Raw genomic sequence first — 15,481 nt, 5'->3', positions numbered from 1 at the left:
TTCGACTCCACGGCGACAACACTGCCGACTTCGCGGCGACTTGGGGCGACTTGGGATGAGGAGGGCGGCGGGGATCGTAGGGGGCGGGCAGAGGGAGGGGTGGTCGGAGAGTCGGGCGAAGGGGCGGGTGAAGGGGCGGGTGAAGGGGTGGTCGGAGGGCCGGGCGGAGGGGTGGGTGAAGGGGTGATCGGGCGTCGATGTGTACGGTCGTACGCATCACTGTGTACGCTTGTACGCATGGGATACCTGACGCTCGCCGGCGCCATCGCCGCCGAGGTGGCCGCGACGACCGCCATGAAGTACAGCGACGGCTTCAGCAGGCTCTGGCCCTCGCTGCTGACGGCCTCCGGCTATGTCGTCTCCTTCCTGCTTCTCGCCCAGACCCTGAAGACCGTCGGCATCGGCACGGCGTACGCGATCTGGGCCGGGGTCGGCACCGCGGTCATCGCCGTCATAGGGCTGGCCCTGTTCGGGGAGTCCCTGACGCCCACCAAGGCCGTCGGCATCCTGCTGATCGTCGGGGGAGTGGTCGTACTGAACCTGGGAGGTGCGCACTGATGCCCCGGCGCCACGACCCCGAGCGACGGCAGCGGATCATCGACGCGGCGATCCGGGTCGTCGGGGAGAAGGGGCTGGCCGGGCTGAGTCACCGCTCGGTCGCCGCCGAGGCGGACGTGCCCCTCGGCTCCACCACCTACCACTTCGCCACCCTCGACGAACTGATGACCGCCGCCCTGCGGCAGGCCAACGAGGGCTTCGCCAAGGCGGTCGCGGCGCACGGCGGGCTGACGGACACCCGCCTCGACCTGGCCGCCGAACTGGCCGGACTGCTCGGCGAATGGCTGGCCGGCGAGCGCACCGGCGTCGAGCTGGAGTGCGAGCTGTACCTGGCCGCCCTGCGGCGGCCCGCGCTGCGCCCCGTCGCCGCCGAGTGGGCCGAGAACCTCGCCATCCTCCTCGCCGAGCGCGTCGACCCCCTGACCGCCCGCGCGTTGGTCGCGCTGATGGACGGGATCTGTCTCCAGGTGCTGCTGACGGACGCGCCCTACGACGAGGAGTACGCGCGAGAAGCACTGACACGGCTCATCCCCGCCGCCCCCTGTCCCCCCGCTGCCCCCGCTACCCCTGGTTCCCCCGCTACCCCTGGTTCCGCTCCGGATCGGCGTCCCCGCCCAGACGCCGGACGACGCTGAGCGCCTCCTCGACACTGCCCGCCACGTCCGTCACCGGATACTGCACATGCCGTACGACCCGCTCCCGGTCCACGACCAGGGTCAGCCGTTTCAGCCGGCTCGCCCCCGCCGCCCGGAACGTCGGCAGCCGCAGCGCGGTGATCAACGTCAACTCGGCGTCGGACAGCAGCGGAAAGCCCAGCCGCTCGTCCTGCGCGAACGCGCGCTGCTCGTCCGGGCGTTGGGTGGACACACCGTGCACCGCCGCGCCCGCCGCGCGGAACCCGGCGAGCCGGTCGCGGTAGGTGCGGGACTCCAGCGTGCAGCCCGGTGTGCCCGGGATGTCCGCCCAGCCCGGTGGGTAGGCGTCGGGGCGGGCGTAGGCGCCGGGGAAGCAGTAGAGAACGGTGTGGAGCGCGTCGTCGGCGACCGGATCGCGCGGCGAGCCCTGGTCGTCGACCAGCCGGAGCCCGGGCAGCCGGGTGCCCGCCAGCGCGTGCACGCGCCGGGCCTCCGCGGACGCCTGCTCGGCCGTGGCCGTGGTGCTGCCGTCACCCAGGACCCAGGCGTCGCCCCAGTCCTGGAGAGCGACCAGCACGGGCAGCAGGGCCCGGCCGCGCGGGGTGAGGCGGTACTCGTGGCGCACCGGGCGCTCCTGGTACGGCACCCGCGCGAGCACCTCCGCCTCGACGAGAAGCCGCAGCCGCTCGGTCAACACCTTCCGGGACAGGCCGAGTTCGCGCTGGAGCTCGTCGAACCGGTGCACTCCGCGCGCGGTGTCCCGGACGATCAGCAGGGTCCACCAGTCCCCGACGACATCCAGTGCCTGCGCGATGGCGCAGCCGGAATCCTCCAGGCTCGTCCTGCGGGCCATGGGCCTCCTCCCGTCGCTGACAGCCATGCTGACACAGTTGGTTCCCAAGAGAAACTCACCAGGTCGGCGGGGGCGCGCGGCCCGTCCCCTGAGACACCGCTGTGCGGGTTGGCCTCTGCGGCCCCCTGCCGGTTAGGTTGCCCTCATGACCGACACGACTGTTCCCCGCACCACCGGCGCCGCGGCCGCCGGCCTCGCAACGATCGCCACCGACGGCACTGTTCTCGACACCTGGTTCCCCGCGCCCGCGCTCGTCGCCGAGCCCGGCCCGTCCGGCACCGAGCGCCTGTCCGCCGAGAAGGCCGTGGAGCTGCTCGGCGAGGGCGCGGCGAAGGCGATCGGTCCGGACGCCCGCCGGGGCGTCGAGGTGGTCGCGGTCCGCACGGTCATCGCCTCGCTCGACGACAAGCCGCTCGACGCGCACGACGTCTACCTGCGCCTGCACCTGCTCTCCCACCGGCTCGTGAAGCCGCACGGGCAGAGCCTGGACGGCATGTTCGGCCACCTCGCCAACGTCGCCTGGACCTCGCTCGGTCCGGTCGCCGTGGACGACGTCGAGAAGGTCCGCCTGAACGCGCGCGCGGAGGGCCTGCACCTCCAGGTCACGTCCATCGACAAGTTCCCGCGCATGACGGACTACGTCGCTCCGAAGGGCGTCCGGATCGCCGACGCCGACCGGGTCCGCCTCGGCGCCCACCTCGCCGAGGGCACGACGGTCATGCACGAGGGCTTCGTGAACTTCAACGCCGGCACGCTCGGCACCTCGATGGTCGAGGGTCGCATCTCCGCGGGCGTCATCGTCGGCGACGGCTCGGACATCGGCGGCGGCGCCTCCACGATGGGCACGCTGTCCGGCGGCGGCAACGTGATCATCTCCATCGGCGAGCGCTGCCTCATCGGCGCCGAGGCGGGCGTCGGCATCGCCCTCGGCGACGAGTGCGTGGTCGAGGCGGGCCTGTACGTCACCGCGGGCACCCGGGTCACCATGCCCGACGGCCAGATCGTCAAGGCCCGCGAGCTCTCCGGCGCCTCGAACATCCTCTTCCGCCGCAACTCGGTCACCGGCGCGGTCGAGGCCCGCCCGAACAACGCGGTATGGGGCGGCCTGAACGAAATCCTGCACAGCCACAACTAGATCACCCTCGAGCGCCCTCCCGAGCCGCCCTGGTGCGGCTCGGGAGGGCGCTCCCGCGTTTGCGCGGTCGCTGCGCCTGGGCCGGACAGGGACCTCGGCAAATACCGGACAACCTCTAGCCGATGAGTCCCCGGATCGCCGCCACGACGTTGAACACTGCCGGCAGGACGAAGACGCCCCCCACGCCGATCCACACGCACCCTGCGGTTCGGTGACCGCGGGTCGGCGGCGGCGGTGGAACCAGCCGATCGGCGGTTCTCGTCGTCTCGTTCGGAGCGATCAGGCTGCGCCCGGTGCTGCGTTGCCTTCGCCCCACCCAGATGAAGAAGACCGCAGCCGCGGCCGTGAAGGCCGCGAGTTGGAGATGCTCACCCGGCGAGTCGGCACCAGCGAGCGTCACGGCCACGTACGACACAACATTTCCCCCATGGAATTACGGTGTGTGGATCACCTCACGACACCCCAACCATGTCAAGCGGGTTGGGCGCCGTGGCCCGGCATCCCTGGAGTACGGGAATCTCGTCGGGGGCCAGCCAGGCCATGGTGTGCAGGAGGGTGACCGCCAGGGGCTTGCGGGCGTTGATTGCGGTGAGGGTGTGGTCCCAGATCCGGGCGATGGTGCGTTCGCGGTCGTCGACGTCGTCGCCTTCGTCTAGGACGAGTGCAAGGGACTGGCGGTAGGTGTCGAGGTCGGTGCCGGTCCGGTAGGCGTAGGCGCCGGCCTGTTCCAGGGCCAGTGGCAGGCATCCGAGGTCCGCGGCGAGCTGCCGCGCCGCATTCCGCTGCTCACCGGTGGGGGCGCAGTCCTGGAAGGCGATGGCGCAGAGCAGGTCGGTGGCCTCGTCCAGGGGGAGCAGGCCCAGGGCCATTTTGGGGGCCAGTTTGTGCCATCCGGTGGACTTGCGGCTGGTGGCCAGGTGGTGCCCGCGGTTCAGGGTGCCCAGGTAGGGGCGCAAGTCGGCGGGAGTCTCGACGTTGTCGAAGATCAGCAGCCAACCGGGGTGGGCCTGGAGCCAGGTGATCGCCCACGCCGCACGTTCGTCCGGCCCGACCGCCTGCGCCCACTCCGGGCACAACTGCGCCGCGATGCCGGCGAGACCGTTCACGATCGCTTCGGGGGACTCGGCGGTGATCCACCACACCAATGTGTAAGCGCTGCGGTAACGGTCGGCGTAGTGCAGCGCAAGAGCACTTTTCCCTACCCCACCCAGCCCGTGGATCGCCCGCGCCCGCACCTGGGACGGCTGCACCACCGCAGCCGACCCTGCGCCCGTCAGCATCTCCCGCAGCCCGGTTAGTTCCTGCTCGCGGCCGACGAAGACCCCCGACGCCGATGCCGGCAGGAACCCGGCCTCCGCCGGGGCCTCAACGGCGTGCGCCCAGTGCACGGCCTCGTTCGGCAGCACCACGATCCGCGCGTTGTCACCGCTGATCGCCACCCCGATCGACCCCGCTCCCACCGGCCGATCCCCGGTCGCCTCCACCCGCACCCGCTCCTGCGGGCCCTGCTGGCTCACTGCTGTGGCGGGTGGATGGTGGTGTTGTCGCCGGAAGCCGCGATGCCGATGTGCTGCGCGCCGATCGCCCGCGTCCCCGACACGTTCACCGTCACCGAGGCCTGCTCCGGCAGCAAAGCCGCCAGCTCACGCACCAGCTCCGCCTCCTCCCGCAACGCCCGCTTGAGCTGATGCCGCAACGCCCCCGCCGCGTCCGTGTCGTCCGGCTCCTCAGCAGCCGTCTGCACTGCCTCTTCCAGGGCCGCCCGGCCCTCCTCGTCCCGTCGGCGCCACACAAGCTGCAGAATCCGCTGACCCAGACCTGCTGTCCCCTCGACCGCGGCACTCACCGCCGTGTCCTCGGCCCGACTGAGGACCGCCGCCCCGTACGCGGTCAACGCGGCCGACAGATACGGCGTGGCCTGCTCCACCAAATCGACGATCTCGGTACTCACAAACACTCCTGACTACACGTCACCCTGCTTCTTCGGGTGACCTAGCGTAGGAACCGAAGATGCTCTGTGAGTACAAAACGGCTAAACCGCCAGCCGCGGTTCCACGCTTGACGCTTTGCGTTTGCATGTCAGATGCAACCGGGTTGCTTCTTCTTGCCCTGGGTCTTGCCGGGGATCTTGATGGGCTGGGTTTTTGCTGGTCAGGGGCGGTGGGATCGTGCGCCTGGTGGTCGTCGTTGGTCGTCATTGGCCGCTGTTGAGGGACGTCGGACGGCCCAGGGACGGCCCAGACATCGGCCCGTTACGAGCTGATAGGCAACTCCCGCGCTCGCTGACGTGCTTGGGCCCGTAGCTCCTTCAAGCGGCTGTGAAACGCGTTGTGGTGGTTCTGGTCGAGGTTCAGCGGGAGGTCGAGCTGGGAGATGAGCTGCGACTCCAGGTCCCACGGTTCGCTCTGCTCGATCCAAGACACCCGCGCGTTGTCCGCCATCCACTGGCTCAGCTTTGCTTCGCCGGCCTTGCCAAAGGTCATCCGCTTGCCGCTGCCCACGCGGCGCAGATCGAGTCCGAGCAGACATCCGAGGGTGAGCCGCAGCGTCGAGCCGGCCGCGTTGCCCCGGTAGTGGTAGCGCACCCGCTTGCGCAGGTTCTGCGCGCTTGTTCGATTCGCCATGTACCGCGGGGCTATCCCGACGTAGAGCAGGCGCCCAGCGTCCAGGTCCGGGTGGGGCGGCTGCTTGAAGTGCCACCCGTAGACCCCTGCCGCCGCCGGGACAGGGCTCGGACGCACCAGGATCTCTTGCGCCGACCACAACCGATCGGGACTGACGAGCGCGGTAGCTTCCACGAAGCCTCCAGAGGTGCCACGATTGATCGTCGCAGGTTACTGGTCGACGCTGGCTGAGCGTCCCTAGCCTGTGTGGCTCGTGACATCAGCTTGGGAAGCTGCGAGCATGTGGGGCGGTTCAAGGGCTGACCTGGGCACATGGCCTGGGCACTGCCATGCCGCTCTCGGCGGCCCTCACCGTGATTCCCCGCTGTTCCCCGCCCTATCTGGTGCGCTTGTGGTGTGGGCCTGGGCGTTGGGTGGCCGCCGCAGCGACGAGAACGACTATGGCGCTCAGTACGGCTCGAAGCCGGGGACCGCGGGCCTGATGTCGTCGGCCTCGTCCATGACTTGTAGTCGGTTCATGAACGCGATGACGAAGTCTGAGAAGGGTCCATCGAAGACTTCGCAGCCTTCCTCGTGGGCCATCGTCACGATCTTCCAACTGTCGGGGTGGTGGTCGCAGGGAAGGAAGAAGTGCTCGTCACCGCCGTAGTCATAGCCCCACGAGATGAGACCGCCAGGCTGCGGGTGGAACGGGTAGGGGAAGCCATCCGAATATTGAGACCGTGCTTCGGTTCAGGTGTTGTGGATCCGATGCATGCGCTCCAGGAGCGGAGTGCGCCCCTGTGGGTGGAAGACAACGAGCTCGTCTGCGATGACTCCGGGGCCGTAGGAGTCTAGGAATATCTTGAAGTCCCTGGGCAGCGAAGATCCGACGTAGCGTTCGACTTCGCTCCAGTCAGGTGGGGCGTAGGCATGTGGAGACGGCGTACCCAGCAACCGTGTCAACTCATCCAGCCCTGGCACTTGTGTACCCCCATCCCGATCCGGCCGCGACCGGGCAACCCTAGCCGCGTACCTGTCCTGGAAGCGGCGGCCTAGGTGTGCTGTCCAGACACGGCGCACGATTTCCAACTGTGGTGGTGGGGCGGTGGGCGTCGGTCGGGGCCGTTCACCTGGGTTCAACCGCGGTTGACCACTAGCGTGGGGACGGCTCCGGGTCTCGCCTGAACGATCGTGAACGGTGCTGAATGAGACGGCAACTGAGACGGCCCGCAGCGTGGAGTCTCACTCGATGATCTCGGACCGCTCTCGAACCTGGTCATCCAGCTTGCCTTCCTCCAGGTCGCTCAGTGCAGCTGCGTATCCGGCCATGACCGCCTCGGATACGACGTCGTGATCGTGTCGAAGATGCCGGAGCGGACGTTCGCGGCTGCGTCGAACGCGGGTCGATAGTGCGAGTCACGGATGCCGGCGCACCCAAGTGACTGACGAAACTGCGTAGCTCTTCCTTGTGGTCATCGCTCACGCCGACGTCACTAGCCTCGTGCCTTGGTTGAGAACCGCCGCCCTGAGCCTCGGCCGATGACAGTCAGCCACAGCAGCGATGTTTTCCCGTTCCGGTCACCTCAGTGGGAAGGCGGTAGCACCAGGCACCACAGGTGCGGAACACCGCAAGGCTGCGGCTACCGCACGATCTTCGTTTGTCCACACCAGCAATCGATGATCACGCGGTGCCGTACACGTTCCAGACCGGGTGCGGCCGCACGATCGCGAAACAATGAGGTGATTGGAGGCAGGGAACTGAAGAGCCACGAGAACAGTCCATACTGACGGTAGCTGCACAACTACCCTGGGGGGCGGGAAGTGGAACCTTGGCTCATCGGAGCGGTCGTCTGCGTCGGCCTGATCGCGACAAGCTTCGCCATGTGGCTCATCGTGCGCCGGATGCGTCCGGCGAGCGTTGTCGTTGATCGAATCATCATCATCGGAGGGAACGCACTGGCGATTCTGACCGGTCTGATCTGTGCGGTCTTCCTACCTGGAGGGGACGGCGCTTCGGCGGACCGCAAGCCCCCGGAGCCATCCTGGTCGCAGCCGGCACCCGAGCAGCCGACCGCTGAGGTGACCAGCTCGCCGCCCGCTTCCGAGGTGAACGCCGATGCGGTCCGGCATGACGACTTCGACAAGTTCGTCACGGGCGTCGACGAGATCACCATCGGAGACGGCAACAAGTTCGACCTCGACAGCGGCCGTCTGAACCAGGCAGACACCGACAATGATGTATGGCTGAGCTTTGCTTCTCTGCAGTACGGGAGGCAGTACCGAATGGACGATACAGTTCGCGTGGGATGGATTAATAATGATGATCTGCCCGACTGTGCCGGAAGGGCGGACTTCGGAGAAAAGCTGGGGCAGCGAATCTCCCTGCACGACGAGGATCACGACTGGAAAACCCACAGCGTCTGCGTACGCACCACCTCCGGTCGGTGGATGCTGCTTCGTGTTCTGGAGGGCAACAGGGGTGCCGTGGACCACCGCTTCCGCTACGGCCTGCTCCGGTGACTACTCACGGACTCGTTAAGTGCTGGGCCGCAGCATTCTCGGGAGAGAGCCTGAGCTTGGGAAGCTGAGGTGATCTGGGGCCTACTCCGTGGCTGACCTGCTGCTGAGCGGAATCGGCGTCTGGAGCGAGGCTGGCTGGTTCCCCGGTGTTCCCCGTGGTTCCCCGCACGGTCTGGCACGACCTCTTCGTCCCGAACTCTCGGCTGAGTGGTCATTGAGGTGCGTGGGCTGGACAGCCGGCCATCGACGGCTTCTGACGGTCGGCTGCGGTTGCGGTGGTTGCTGCACTCCGGTGCTGTACTGCAACGGCTCCGGAGGCCTGTTGGTAGCCGGGCAACGCGGCAGGTCACGGCCCTGCGTGCGCCGGATCGGGCGGGACGAGTCCACGGATAGCCCACGGCCGGAACAGAGACCATGGCGCCACTGTCATGGGTGGTGCATGAGGTGTGCAGGGTCGGCGGCAGTACCCCAAATCTCCGTCACGCCAGAGACGCCAACTACGGAGAAGGTTGCCTCCCGCGTGAGAACCGGCGCCCCGTCCCGGGCGATGGCCGCCTTGAGGCGCCTGGCCATCGGCGCACTCCGACTCGCCGGCCGCACCGACATCGGAGGCCTTCGCTACCGCGCCCGCAACCCCGCCTACTTGCTCACCACTCCAGACATCACGTGATCAAACCGGGTGAAATCGCGAGAACGACGCAGCCCTGCCCGTCGTCCGGCCAGCGGGCGCGATCAGGCGCGCCTGCTGGCCTTTCCAGCGAATCAGCAGGTGGACCTGCTGGAGATCTTTATTCCGGTGACACTGTAGGCGTTGGCAAACACGGTTGAGTTGTTCGGCGGAAGGCAGATCGAGGTGCCGTCCTGGAGCCGCAGGTACACCACGTCGTCGTTCCGGGTGTTCATGACCCCGTAGTGCGGCCGGGGCGTGACGGCCTGGTAGGTACTGGTGACGTCCTTGTACTTCGAGATCGGCGTGCCCGCGAGCAGGGCGTTGTTGTCCACGTAGAAGCAGACGTAGGGGTACGGACAGCCGTGGGTGGGGGCCTCCGCATGGGCTGCGGATGCGCCGGTCACGGAGATGGCTGCGACGGCCACGCTCACCCCCGCGAAGCTTGCAACCTTCCGGATGACGGACTTCATCAAACCTCCAAAAACTCGGTCAATTGTTCGAGTCTGCCCGCGAGTGGCGGCGGGCATGACAAGGCAGGAGCGTAGCCGGGGCAGACGTAGGCTGCTGTCGCGAACTCCCCGTGGTCGACAGTGATCGGGGTGGCTCGTCCCTCGGACGTGACCAGCCGTGCAAGCACCTGCTCGGTCAAGGAGCCGTTGTCCGGTCCCTCGTCTTTCCGGTAGGCGTGCCGGCCGCCTCCGGGGATGGCAGACACGACGTCCACGGTGGCGAAGGCCGACCGCTTTCGCGCTGCACCCGGTGCGGGCAAGTCCGGTCGGAAGGCTGGGTGATCGCGACACGAGCGACTGGCGTCGGCCGGCGCGGACGCTGATACGGCGGCGACCGCTGCTGGCCGGTCGGGCGGTCTTCGTGGCCGCCCTCGCTGTCGAGGCCGGGTTGGCTGTCAACTGGTGAGCAACGTGGGCCCGCCCGTCAACACCTCTGTGGCGACGGCCCGCGCCGCCTCAGCGGGCGCGTTTCAAGGCAGCGATCGCCGCCCCGCCGAGGAGGGTGGCTATGAACAGGTCGCCGACGACGGAGACGGTGTCGGCCACGTTGGTGGCGCTGACGACACCCCCGATTGCGAGACCGGCGAGGAGCAGACCAAGCAGTAGCCAGATGAGCTTCACGGGTCCCCCAGGAGAAGCGGCGAGGGCGACACCCCAACGCCTCTGCACAAAGCTGAGTTCGGAAGCTGGGATGGGGAGGCCCAGGCTCGATCCTCTGACCTGCTGTGCAGGTTGGGCCCGGCAGGATTCGAACCTGCGACACCCGCTTCAGGAGTTCGATCAACGGGGCTTCAGGAGCTTCGAATGTCCGGAAGGCATGGCCGTCAGGGGCCGCTCGTAGCTGCTGCTGTCTGCCGTTGTTGATGTCAGATGTGGATGTCAGGCCGGCCGAGGCACTATGTTCACTGCGCGGTAGGTGTAGCCGTCCTGCTTGTAGCCAGGGGCTTCCCACCGGAGGTCTACACGTTGTCCCGGCGACAGCGTATGGAAGCCCTTCGTCTGGATGACGGAGTAGTGGCCCCAGCAACCGCCGGGTGTCTCGGGAGAGTCGAGTACCCCCCACCCTTCCTCGTCGTGCCACTCACGGACAGTCGCAGTCACCATGCAGCGACTATACGAGTGCCGGCGGCGCCGACGTATCGGGGACCTCGGCTTGGGTAGCTGAGGTGATCCGGGACCTGCCGTGACCTGACCTGCGATGGAAGGTGCTGGCGGCCGGTAGGTGGGTCCTCTGGTTCCCCGGTGTTCCCCCCGGTTCCCCGCACGATCTGGCACACGTCCGGCACGGCCACTTCGTCCCGAACTCTCGGCTGGGAGGTTGTCGGGGTCTGGTGGGCTGGTCAGTCGGCCATTGACGGCTGTCGGCGCCCCACTGATGTCGTGGGAGCCGGCCCCGGCCTCCAGTCGAACAAGTGACTGGACGATTGCGCTCAGTCACGTCTAAGGTCGAGATCGATTGCGCGACAAGCGCCTTCTGTCCCGTGCGCATCCCGCCCCGCAACCTCGGTGCGGGAGTCATGAGTGAAGGGTAATTATCCCAGTGCGCTACAAAGCCCTGGCAGTGGCTACCGCTGCCGTCAGCACCCTTGCATTCGCCTCCACGCCAGCCAATGCGGCGGAAGGGTGGAAGACGGTCAGTACCAACTCTGAGTGGGCCTGCACCTCTTACAAGCACCACCCGGTGTCTGATTACGTCAACTTCAAGGTGTGCGTCGTTCTCAATGAGAACAACGACGCACAAACGGTCTTGGTTGTGCAAAACGTAGCGACCGTAGCAGTGGCGATCGGGGGGCAAGTCAAATCCCAATTCAGCACTGTGACGTGCGCCGATTCCCCTCTGAACCCCGGGTTCACGCGCGGCTGTTACGGGAAGACGGATCACTACGCCGCTGGTGGCTACGCCGTAGGCAACGCGATGTTGAAGCTCAACACCGTCAACGCTTGGTACGACGACGACTGGCCGGTACTCGTCAGCACCTGAGTGCTGTGTGCGGCACGGGCGTCGGCCGGGCCGCGCGGGGAGCGGAGCGAGCCGCCTCGAACCCGTAGAGAAAAGTTGTAACTCTCAGCCGTCGACGGTTGTTGCTCCTTGCTTGCGCCTGAGGCCCCTGGGATTCTCCAGGGGCCTTTTCTAGGTCAGGAGGGTGTACCAGGCGTGCCCGGAGGATCGGGTAGTTGTCCCACTCGCCTCGCCTGTGCGCTCGAAGGTCATCACCCAGCGCTCCTCGGGGCGTGAGGGATCTTCATGGATCCCCTTGAGTCATGCGCTTGCGCGCCCACTTCTGGAACAGCCCCATGGCTGACCCCTCCCTGCCAAGCCGGGCCCCCATGGCCCAACCATGGTCGGGACTGCGGCGGGCGGAGGGACACCGGCAGGTTCGTTGTCAGTGGGTGCGGATATGGTCGCGAGCGCGCGGTCGGCTTCCGGGGGTTCCAGCTCTGAAGGGAATGGTTGCATCCCCGGCCTGTCTGGGGGCGGCCCGGAATCATGTCCGGGACCTAACCGACGGTCGGGCTTCGTCGATGGCCAAGCAGGGTGACCTGCCAGCGCCGGCCGCGCGTCACCATCCGTGCAGAAGCCCAACCACGCAGAGGTGCCCCGGAACAATGCTTCCTCATGCGGGCAGTGTTGCCGCGAATTCCGTCAGTGTCGTGAAGTCCTGCTCGCGTAGGCCGAGTCGGGGGCTGACGTGGTGCAGGAGGGCCGGTGCCGGGTGGTGGGCGGTGACGTAGGCCGTGTCGGCGGGGGACTGTTCGTCGTCCACCCAGGCGAAGGGGCGGCCTGCCGCGTGGGCGACGATCGCCTCCGTCTTCCAGTGGACCCCGTCGGCCCGGTGCGCGAAGAGCGTCTCGCCGAAGTCGACGTACGGAAGCTCGGGCAGCCCCACCACCGGCGCGATCCAGCGGTTGGCCTGGGCCATCCAGGTGGTCGCCCAGCACAGGTCGTAGGGAAGGCGGAGCAGGGCGGCGCCGTGCCCGGGGTGCAGCCAGACCCGCAGCGGCCGCTCACGGCCCACGGACGCCCTGATGGTCGTATAGCCCGCAGGGCGCTTCGAAGGCTTGGCGGCGTACGGGTTGAGGGGGCCGTCGACGTCGAGGTAGAGCAGGGGCCGGCTCATGCACTCACCGTACGTGAGCACGGTCGGGTGGCCGGTGGAATTTCGTGGGGGGTCGTCGGCATAGCGGGGGCGGGGGGTCCGCGTCTCAAGAGGTACAGGGGCGGGCAGCGGGTCCGGTTCCGGGGGAAGAGAAGGTGACGATGGATGCCGAGGCGCTGGAGAGCTTCCGACATTTCGTGGACAGCAGGTCGTCGGCGCTGCTGAGGACGGCCGTCCTGCTCAGTGGCGGCGACCGGCACGCCGGTGAGGATCTGCTCCAGAACGCCCTGGCGAAGGCGGCCGGCCGCTGGCACCGCATCGAGGAACCCGAGGCCTACGTCCGTCAGGTTCTCTATCGGCAGCAGATCAGCCGCTGGCGTCTGAAGTGGCCCCGGCGTGAGGTGAGTGTGGCCGAGCCGCCGGACAGCGGGGCCGGACTCGACGCGTCCTCGGCCGCCGAACTGCGGGTCGTGATGCGCGCGGCTCTGTCCCGGCTGACCGCGCGCCAGCGCACCGTGCTCGTGCTGCGCTACTTCGAGGATCTGCCGGAGGCCGAGGTGGCCGGACTCCTCGGCTGCTCCGTGGGCACCGTACGGTCCACCACTCACCGGTCCCTCGCCCGGCTGCGCACCCTCGCGCCGGAACTGGCCGCCCTCGGCCCCGCGGACGCCGAACAGGCGCCGTCCAGTGACTTCTCGCCTGTGGAGGTGCGTCCGTGAACGTCGACGAACTCGTACGCGACTCCCTGCGCGAGCAGGCCGACGAGCAGCCGCCGGCCGGGGCCGGACTGGCCGACCGGGTTCTCGCCCTGCGCCGGCGGCGCCGCGCCCGGCGGTTCGTGTCCGTGGCGGCCGCGACCGTCGCCGTGGTGGCCGTGGCCGTGGTGGTGCCGAGGCTGGACTCCGGCGGCACGACCGATGTGCGCCCCGCCGACGTCACGGAGCCCACCCGGATCACCGCGCACCCGGACCAGTCGCCGCCGCGCGATCTGATCGCCGCCGGGCGGACGGCGCTGGCCGCGTACTACGCGACGACCGTCGTCCCGCAGAGCGCCGACCGGGCGGTGTCGACGCGCACCTACTGGCTGCTGAACCCGACGACGCAGAAGTACGTGAAGACCACCAAGTGGTCGTGGGTCGCCGTCGCGCCGGGGCTGCGGACCGCCGCCGTCCTGGAGCAGGACCTGCCCGTCCGCCGGATCGGCCTGCTCGACCTGGCCAGTGGCGAGGTCAAGCGGTGGATCCCGGTCGAGCGGGCCGTCGGCGGGCTCGCGTTCTCGCCGGACGGCCGTGAGCTGGTCGCGACGGCGTACAACGCGAACCCGGACCTGAGGGTGAAGTCCGAGGGCGGCACCGGGGGCTGGGACGCGAACATCGAGCAGTCGTACCGCACCGGGTTCTACGTCTTCGACGTGGCCTCCGGGAGCGGCTCCTGGAGCGAGGTGAAGGCCGGCACGGACATGAACGACCCCACCGCCTTCCTCAACAGCCGCCAGGACTTCGCCTTCAGTCACGACGGCAGCCGCATCTGGTCCGGTATGCCCTCGGAGCCCGGCTACCAGTTCTACGACCGGCAGGGCAGGAAGGTCGACCCGCCCGCGCGCGAGAAGTACCTGTCGTGGTTCGTCGACGCGGGTCTCTCGCCCGACGGCAAGAAGCTCGCCGGTGACTTCGCGGGCAAGAAGTACAAGACGTCCTCCTGGATCGTCGACCCCCGCACCGGCAAGAACCTCGTCGAGACGCACGGTCAGCAACTGCTCGCCTGGGCCGGCGACTCCACCCTCGTCGCCTGGGACATCGGCCCGGACGGCAACGAGTACCACCAACGGTTGGTGCTGGTCACCCTCGACAGCGACAAGGTCGTCCCGCTCAGCGACTTCCGGGCGACCAAGGACGACACCCTCGGACGCTGGACGCCGATCTTTGCGGACCGCTGACTGGCCCTCGCCCGGCGCTCAGGAAGCCGGTCGGGCCACGAGCCGCTCGTAGGCCGCGCGCAGCCCGTCGACCGTCTCGCGGTCGGCGGGTCGCAGCGGTGCCCGGACCGGGCCGGCCGGCAGGCCCAGGTCGCCCAGGAGCCCCTTGGTGGTGACGGTTCCGGGCAGGCCCGAGGCCATCATCGACTCGACCAGTTCCGTTGCCTGTTGCTGGAGTCTCGCGGCCTGGGTGGAGTCGCCCGCGTCGAACGCGTCCAGGACGGACCGGAGTCGGTCCGGCACCACGTTCGCGACCGTGCTGACGTAGCCGGCCCCGCCCACCGCGTACAGCGCGAGGTTGTGTTCCTCGCAGCCCGCGTAGTACGCCAACTCGGTGCGGGAGAGCACCTTCTGGGCGCCGAGGAAGTCGTAGGAACAGTCCTTGACCGCGACGATCCGCGGGTGCTCGGCGAGCCGGAGCATGGTGTCCGGCTCGATCCGGGTGCCCGTGCGGCCGGGGATGTCGTACAGCATCACCGGCAGCCCGGACGCGTCCGCCACCTCCCGGAAGTGCGCCTCCAGGGCGTCCTGCGGAGGCCTGCTGTAGTACGGGCTGACGACGAGCACCCCGTCCGCGCCCGCCCTCTCGGCGGCCCGGGCGAGTTCCACGGTGTGCCGGGTGTCGGAGGTGCCCACCCCGGCCACGATCGACGCCCGGCCGCCCACCGCCTCCCGTACCGCGGCCACCAGTTCCGCCTTCTCGGCGTCCGACGTGGTCGGCGACTCACCCGTCGTACCGGAGAGCACCAGTCCGTCGCAGCCGGCGGACACCAGCCGGTCGGCGAGCCGCCGCGCCCCGTCGAGGTCCAGCGCGCCGGCGCCGGTGAACGGCGTGACCATCGCGCAGAGCGCGCGGCCGAAGGCCGGGGCGGGGGGCGGGGTGGTGGTCGGACTCGGGGGTGAGGTGAGAGCTGTCGTCATA

At 68.5% G+C, this 15,481-nt stretch carries 18 protein-coding genes; 7 read left to right on the top strand and 11 right to left on the bottom strand.

Annotated elements, in window-relative coordinates; all coding sequences use genetic code 11:
* The first annotated feature begins 237 nt into the window (after positions 1 to 237).
* Positions 238 to 558 (top strand): DMT family transporter, encoded by a 321-nt coding sequence (locus G9272_RS11970; protein ID WP_171396558.1) that lies wholly within the window; start codon positions 238 to 240, stop codon positions 556 to 558.
* The gene (locus G9272_RS11965; protein WP_253267782.1) at positions 558 to 1,193 is read left to right on the top strand and encodes a TetR/AcrR family transcriptional regulator; all 636 of its coding nucleotides are present in this window, start codon (positions 558 to 560) and stop codon (positions 1,191 to 1,193) included. The genes G9272_RS11970 and G9272_RS11965 overlap by 1 nt, the downstream gene beginning before the upstream one ends.
* On the opposite strand, the gene G9272_RS11960 is transcribed toward G9272_RS11965, so the two are convergent.
* On the bottom strand, positions 1,138 to 2,046 hold the full coding sequence (locus G9272_RS11960; protein ID WP_171396557.1) for a winged helix-turn-helix transcriptional regulator: 909 nt from the start codon (positions 2,044 to 2,046) through the stop codon (positions 1,138 to 1,140). The two genes, G9272_RS11965 and G9272_RS11960, sit on opposite strands and share 56 nt — an antisense overlap.
* Before the next feature lie 145 nt (positions 2,047 to 2,191).
* Between G9272_RS11960 and dapD the strand changes: the two genes are divergently transcribed.
* Complete coding sequence (gene dapD / locus G9272_RS11955; protein ID WP_171396556.1) at positions 2,192 to 3,181, top strand: 2,3,4,5-tetrahydropyridine-2,6-dicarboxylate N-succinyltransferase; 990 nt, start codon at positions 2,192 to 2,194, stop codon at positions 3,179 to 3,181.
* A gap of 115 nt (positions 3,182 to 3,296) precedes the next feature.
* Here the strand turns inward: dapD and G9272_RS11950 are convergent, their stop codons facing one another.
* The 5 genes from G9272_RS11950 to G9272_RS45910 all read right to left on the bottom strand — a co-directional run bounded on the left by G9272_RS11950 (position 3,297) and on the right by G9272_RS45910 (position 6,387).
* Positions 3,297 to 3,587 carry a hypothetical protein gene (locus G9272_RS11950; RefSeq protein WP_253267781.1) on the bottom strand — a complete coding sequence of 97 codons (291 nt, stop codon included), beginning with the start codon at positions 3,585 to 3,587 and terminating at the stop codon, positions 3,297 to 3,299.
* Positions 3,588 to 3,633: 46 nt separating this feature from the next.
* Complete coding sequence (locus tag G9272_RS11945) at positions 3,634 to 4,698, bottom strand: NB-ARC domain-containing protein (protein ID WP_171396554.1); 1,065 nt, start codon at positions 4,696 to 4,698, stop codon at positions 3,634 to 3,636.
* Positions 4,695 to 5,132: a hypothetical protein gene (locus tag G9272_RS11940; protein WP_171396553.1), complete on the bottom strand. Its 438-nt coding sequence runs from the start codon at positions 5,130 to 5,132 to the stop codon at positions 4,695 to 4,697. Before G9272_RS11940 ends, G9272_RS11945 begins: the two co-directional genes overlap by 4 nt.
* A 301-nt stretch (positions 5,133 to 5,433) precedes the next feature.
* Positions 5,434 to 5,805 carry a GIY-YIG nuclease family protein gene (locus G9272_RS11935; protein ID WP_253267780.1) on the bottom strand — a complete coding sequence of 124 codons (372 nt, stop codon included), beginning with the start codon at positions 5,803 to 5,805 and terminating at the stop codon, positions 5,434 to 5,436.
* A gap of 447 nt (positions 5,806 to 6,252) precedes the next feature.
* Positions 6,253 to 6,387, bottom strand: a complete 135-nt coding sequence (locus G9272_RS45910) for a hypothetical protein (protein WP_301272127.1) — start codon at positions 6,385 to 6,387, stop codon at positions 6,253 to 6,255.
* A gap of 1,221 nt (positions 6,388 to 7,608) precedes the next feature.
* Here G9272_RS45910 and G9272_RS11930 point away from each other — a divergent pair.
* On the top strand, positions 7,609 to 8,307 hold the full coding sequence (locus G9272_RS11930; RefSeq protein WP_171396551.1) for a hypothetical protein: 699 nt from the start codon (positions 7,609 to 7,611) through the stop codon (positions 8,305 to 8,307).
* Positions 8,308 to 9,069: 762 nt separating this feature from the next.
* On the opposite strand, the gene G9272_RS11925 is transcribed toward G9272_RS11930, so the two are convergent.
* From G9272_RS11925 to G9272_RS45225, 3 genes are all read right to left on the bottom strand, one after another.
* Positions 9,070 to 9,447, bottom strand: coding sequence for a hypothetical protein (locus tag G9272_RS11925; RefSeq protein ID WP_171396549.1), 378 nt, complete (start codon positions 9,445 to 9,447; stop codon positions 9,070 to 9,072).
* A 495-nt stretch (positions 9,448 to 9,942) separates the two neighbouring features.
* Positions 9,943 to 10,107: a hypothetical protein gene (locus G9272_RS11920; RefSeq protein WP_171396548.1), complete on the bottom strand. Its 165-nt coding sequence runs from the start codon at positions 10,105 to 10,107 to the stop codon at positions 9,943 to 9,945.
* A gap of 258 nt (positions 10,108 to 10,365) precedes the next feature.
* Positions 10,366 to 10,590, bottom strand: coding sequence for a cold-shock protein (locus tag G9272_RS45225; RefSeq protein ID WP_253267779.1), 225 nt, complete (start codon positions 10,588 to 10,590; stop codon positions 10,366 to 10,368).
* Positions 10,591 to 11,026: 436 nt separating this feature from the next.
* Between G9272_RS45225 and G9272_RS11915 the strand changes: the two genes are divergently transcribed.
* A complete protein-coding gene (locus G9272_RS11915) occupies positions 11,027 to 11,467 on the top strand; it encodes a hypothetical protein (protein ID WP_171396546.1) in 441 nt (146 codons plus the stop codon).
* Between the two features lie 634 nt (positions 11,468 to 12,101).
* Here the strand turns inward: G9272_RS11915 and G9272_RS11910 are convergent.
* Positions 12,102 to 12,605, bottom strand: a complete 504-nt coding sequence (locus G9272_RS11910; RefSeq protein WP_171396545.1) for a hypothetical protein — start codon at positions 12,603 to 12,605, stop codon at positions 12,102 to 12,104.
* 140 nt (positions 12,606 to 12,745) lie between these two features.
* On the opposite strand from G9272_RS11910, the gene G9272_RS11905 reads away from it, so the two are divergent.
* Both G9272_RS11905 and G9272_RS11900 read left to right on the top strand, forming a co-directional pair.
* Positions 12,746 to 13,303, top strand: a complete 558-nt coding sequence (locus tag G9272_RS11905; RefSeq protein WP_171401949.1) for a SigE family RNA polymerase sigma factor — start codon at positions 12,746 to 12,748, stop codon at positions 13,301 to 13,303.
* A complete protein-coding gene (locus G9272_RS11900; protein WP_171396544.1) occupies positions 13,300 to 14,520 on the top strand; it encodes a WD40 repeat domain-containing protein in 1,221 nt (406 codons plus the stop codon). The genes G9272_RS11905 and G9272_RS11900 overlap by 4 nt, the downstream gene beginning before the upstream one ends.
* Before the next feature lie 18 nt (positions 14,521 to 14,538).
* On the opposite strand, the gene dapA is transcribed toward G9272_RS11900, so the two are convergent.
* Positions 14,539 to 15,480 (bottom strand): 4-hydroxy-tetrahydrodipicolinate synthase, encoded by a 942-nt coding sequence (gene dapA / locus G9272_RS11895; RefSeq protein ID WP_171396542.1) that lies wholly within the window; start codon positions 15,478 to 15,480, stop codon positions 14,539 to 14,541.
* Between the last annotated feature and the right edge of the window lies 1 nt (position 15,481).

Origin of the sequence: Streptomyces asoensis (assembly GCF_013085465.1) — a bacterium.
GTDB lineage: Bacteria > Actinomycetota > Actinomycetes > Streptomycetales > Streptomycetaceae > Streptomyces > Streptomyces cacaoi_A.
Note: the sequence above shows the minus strand (reverse complement) of the source record. Positions and strands in the feature narration are given on the sequence as shown.

Coding starts and splice junctions, on each gene's coding strand:
- G9272_RS45910 (WP_301272127.1), bottom strand. CDS start 6,387: ATGGCCCACGAGGAAGGCTGCGAAGTCTTCGATGGACCCTTCTCAGAC.
- G9272_RS11970 (WP_171396558.1), top strand. CDS start 238: ATGGGATACCTGACGCTCGCCGGCGCCATCGCCGCCGAGGTGGCCGCG.
- G9272_RS11935 (WP_253267780.1), bottom strand. CDS start 5,805: ATGGCGAATCGAACAAGCGCGCAGAACCTGCGCAAGCGGGTGCGCTAC.
- G9272_RS11960 (WP_171396557.1), bottom strand. CDS start 2,046: ATGGCCCGCAGGACGAGCCTGGAGGATTCCGGCTGCGCCATCGCGCAG.
- dapD (WP_171396556.1), top strand. CDS start 2,192: ATGACCGACACGACTGTTCCCCGCACCACCGGCGCCGCGGCCGCCGGC.
- G9272_RS11965 (WP_253267782.1), top strand. CDS start 558: ATGCCCCGGCGCCACGACCCCGAGCGACGGCAGCGGATCATCGACGCG.
- dapA (WP_171396542.1), bottom strand. CDS start 15,480: ATGACGACAGCTCTCACCTCACCCCCGAGTCCGACCACCACCCCGCCC.
- G9272_RS45225 (WP_253267779.1), bottom strand. CDS start 10,590: ATGGTGACTGCGACTGTCCGTGAGTGGCACGACGAGGAAGGGTGGGGG.
- G9272_RS11910 (WP_171396545.1), bottom strand. CDS start 12,605: ATGAGCCGGCCCCTGCTCTACCTCGACGTCGACGGCCCCCTCAACCCG.
- G9272_RS11925 (WP_171396549.1), bottom strand. CDS start 9,447: ATGAAGTCCGTCATCCGGAAGGTTGCAAGCTTCGCGGGGGTGAGCGTG.
- G9272_RS11905 (WP_171401949.1), top strand. CDS start 12,746: ATGGATGCCGAGGCGCTGGAGAGCTTCCGACATTTCGTGGACAGCAGG.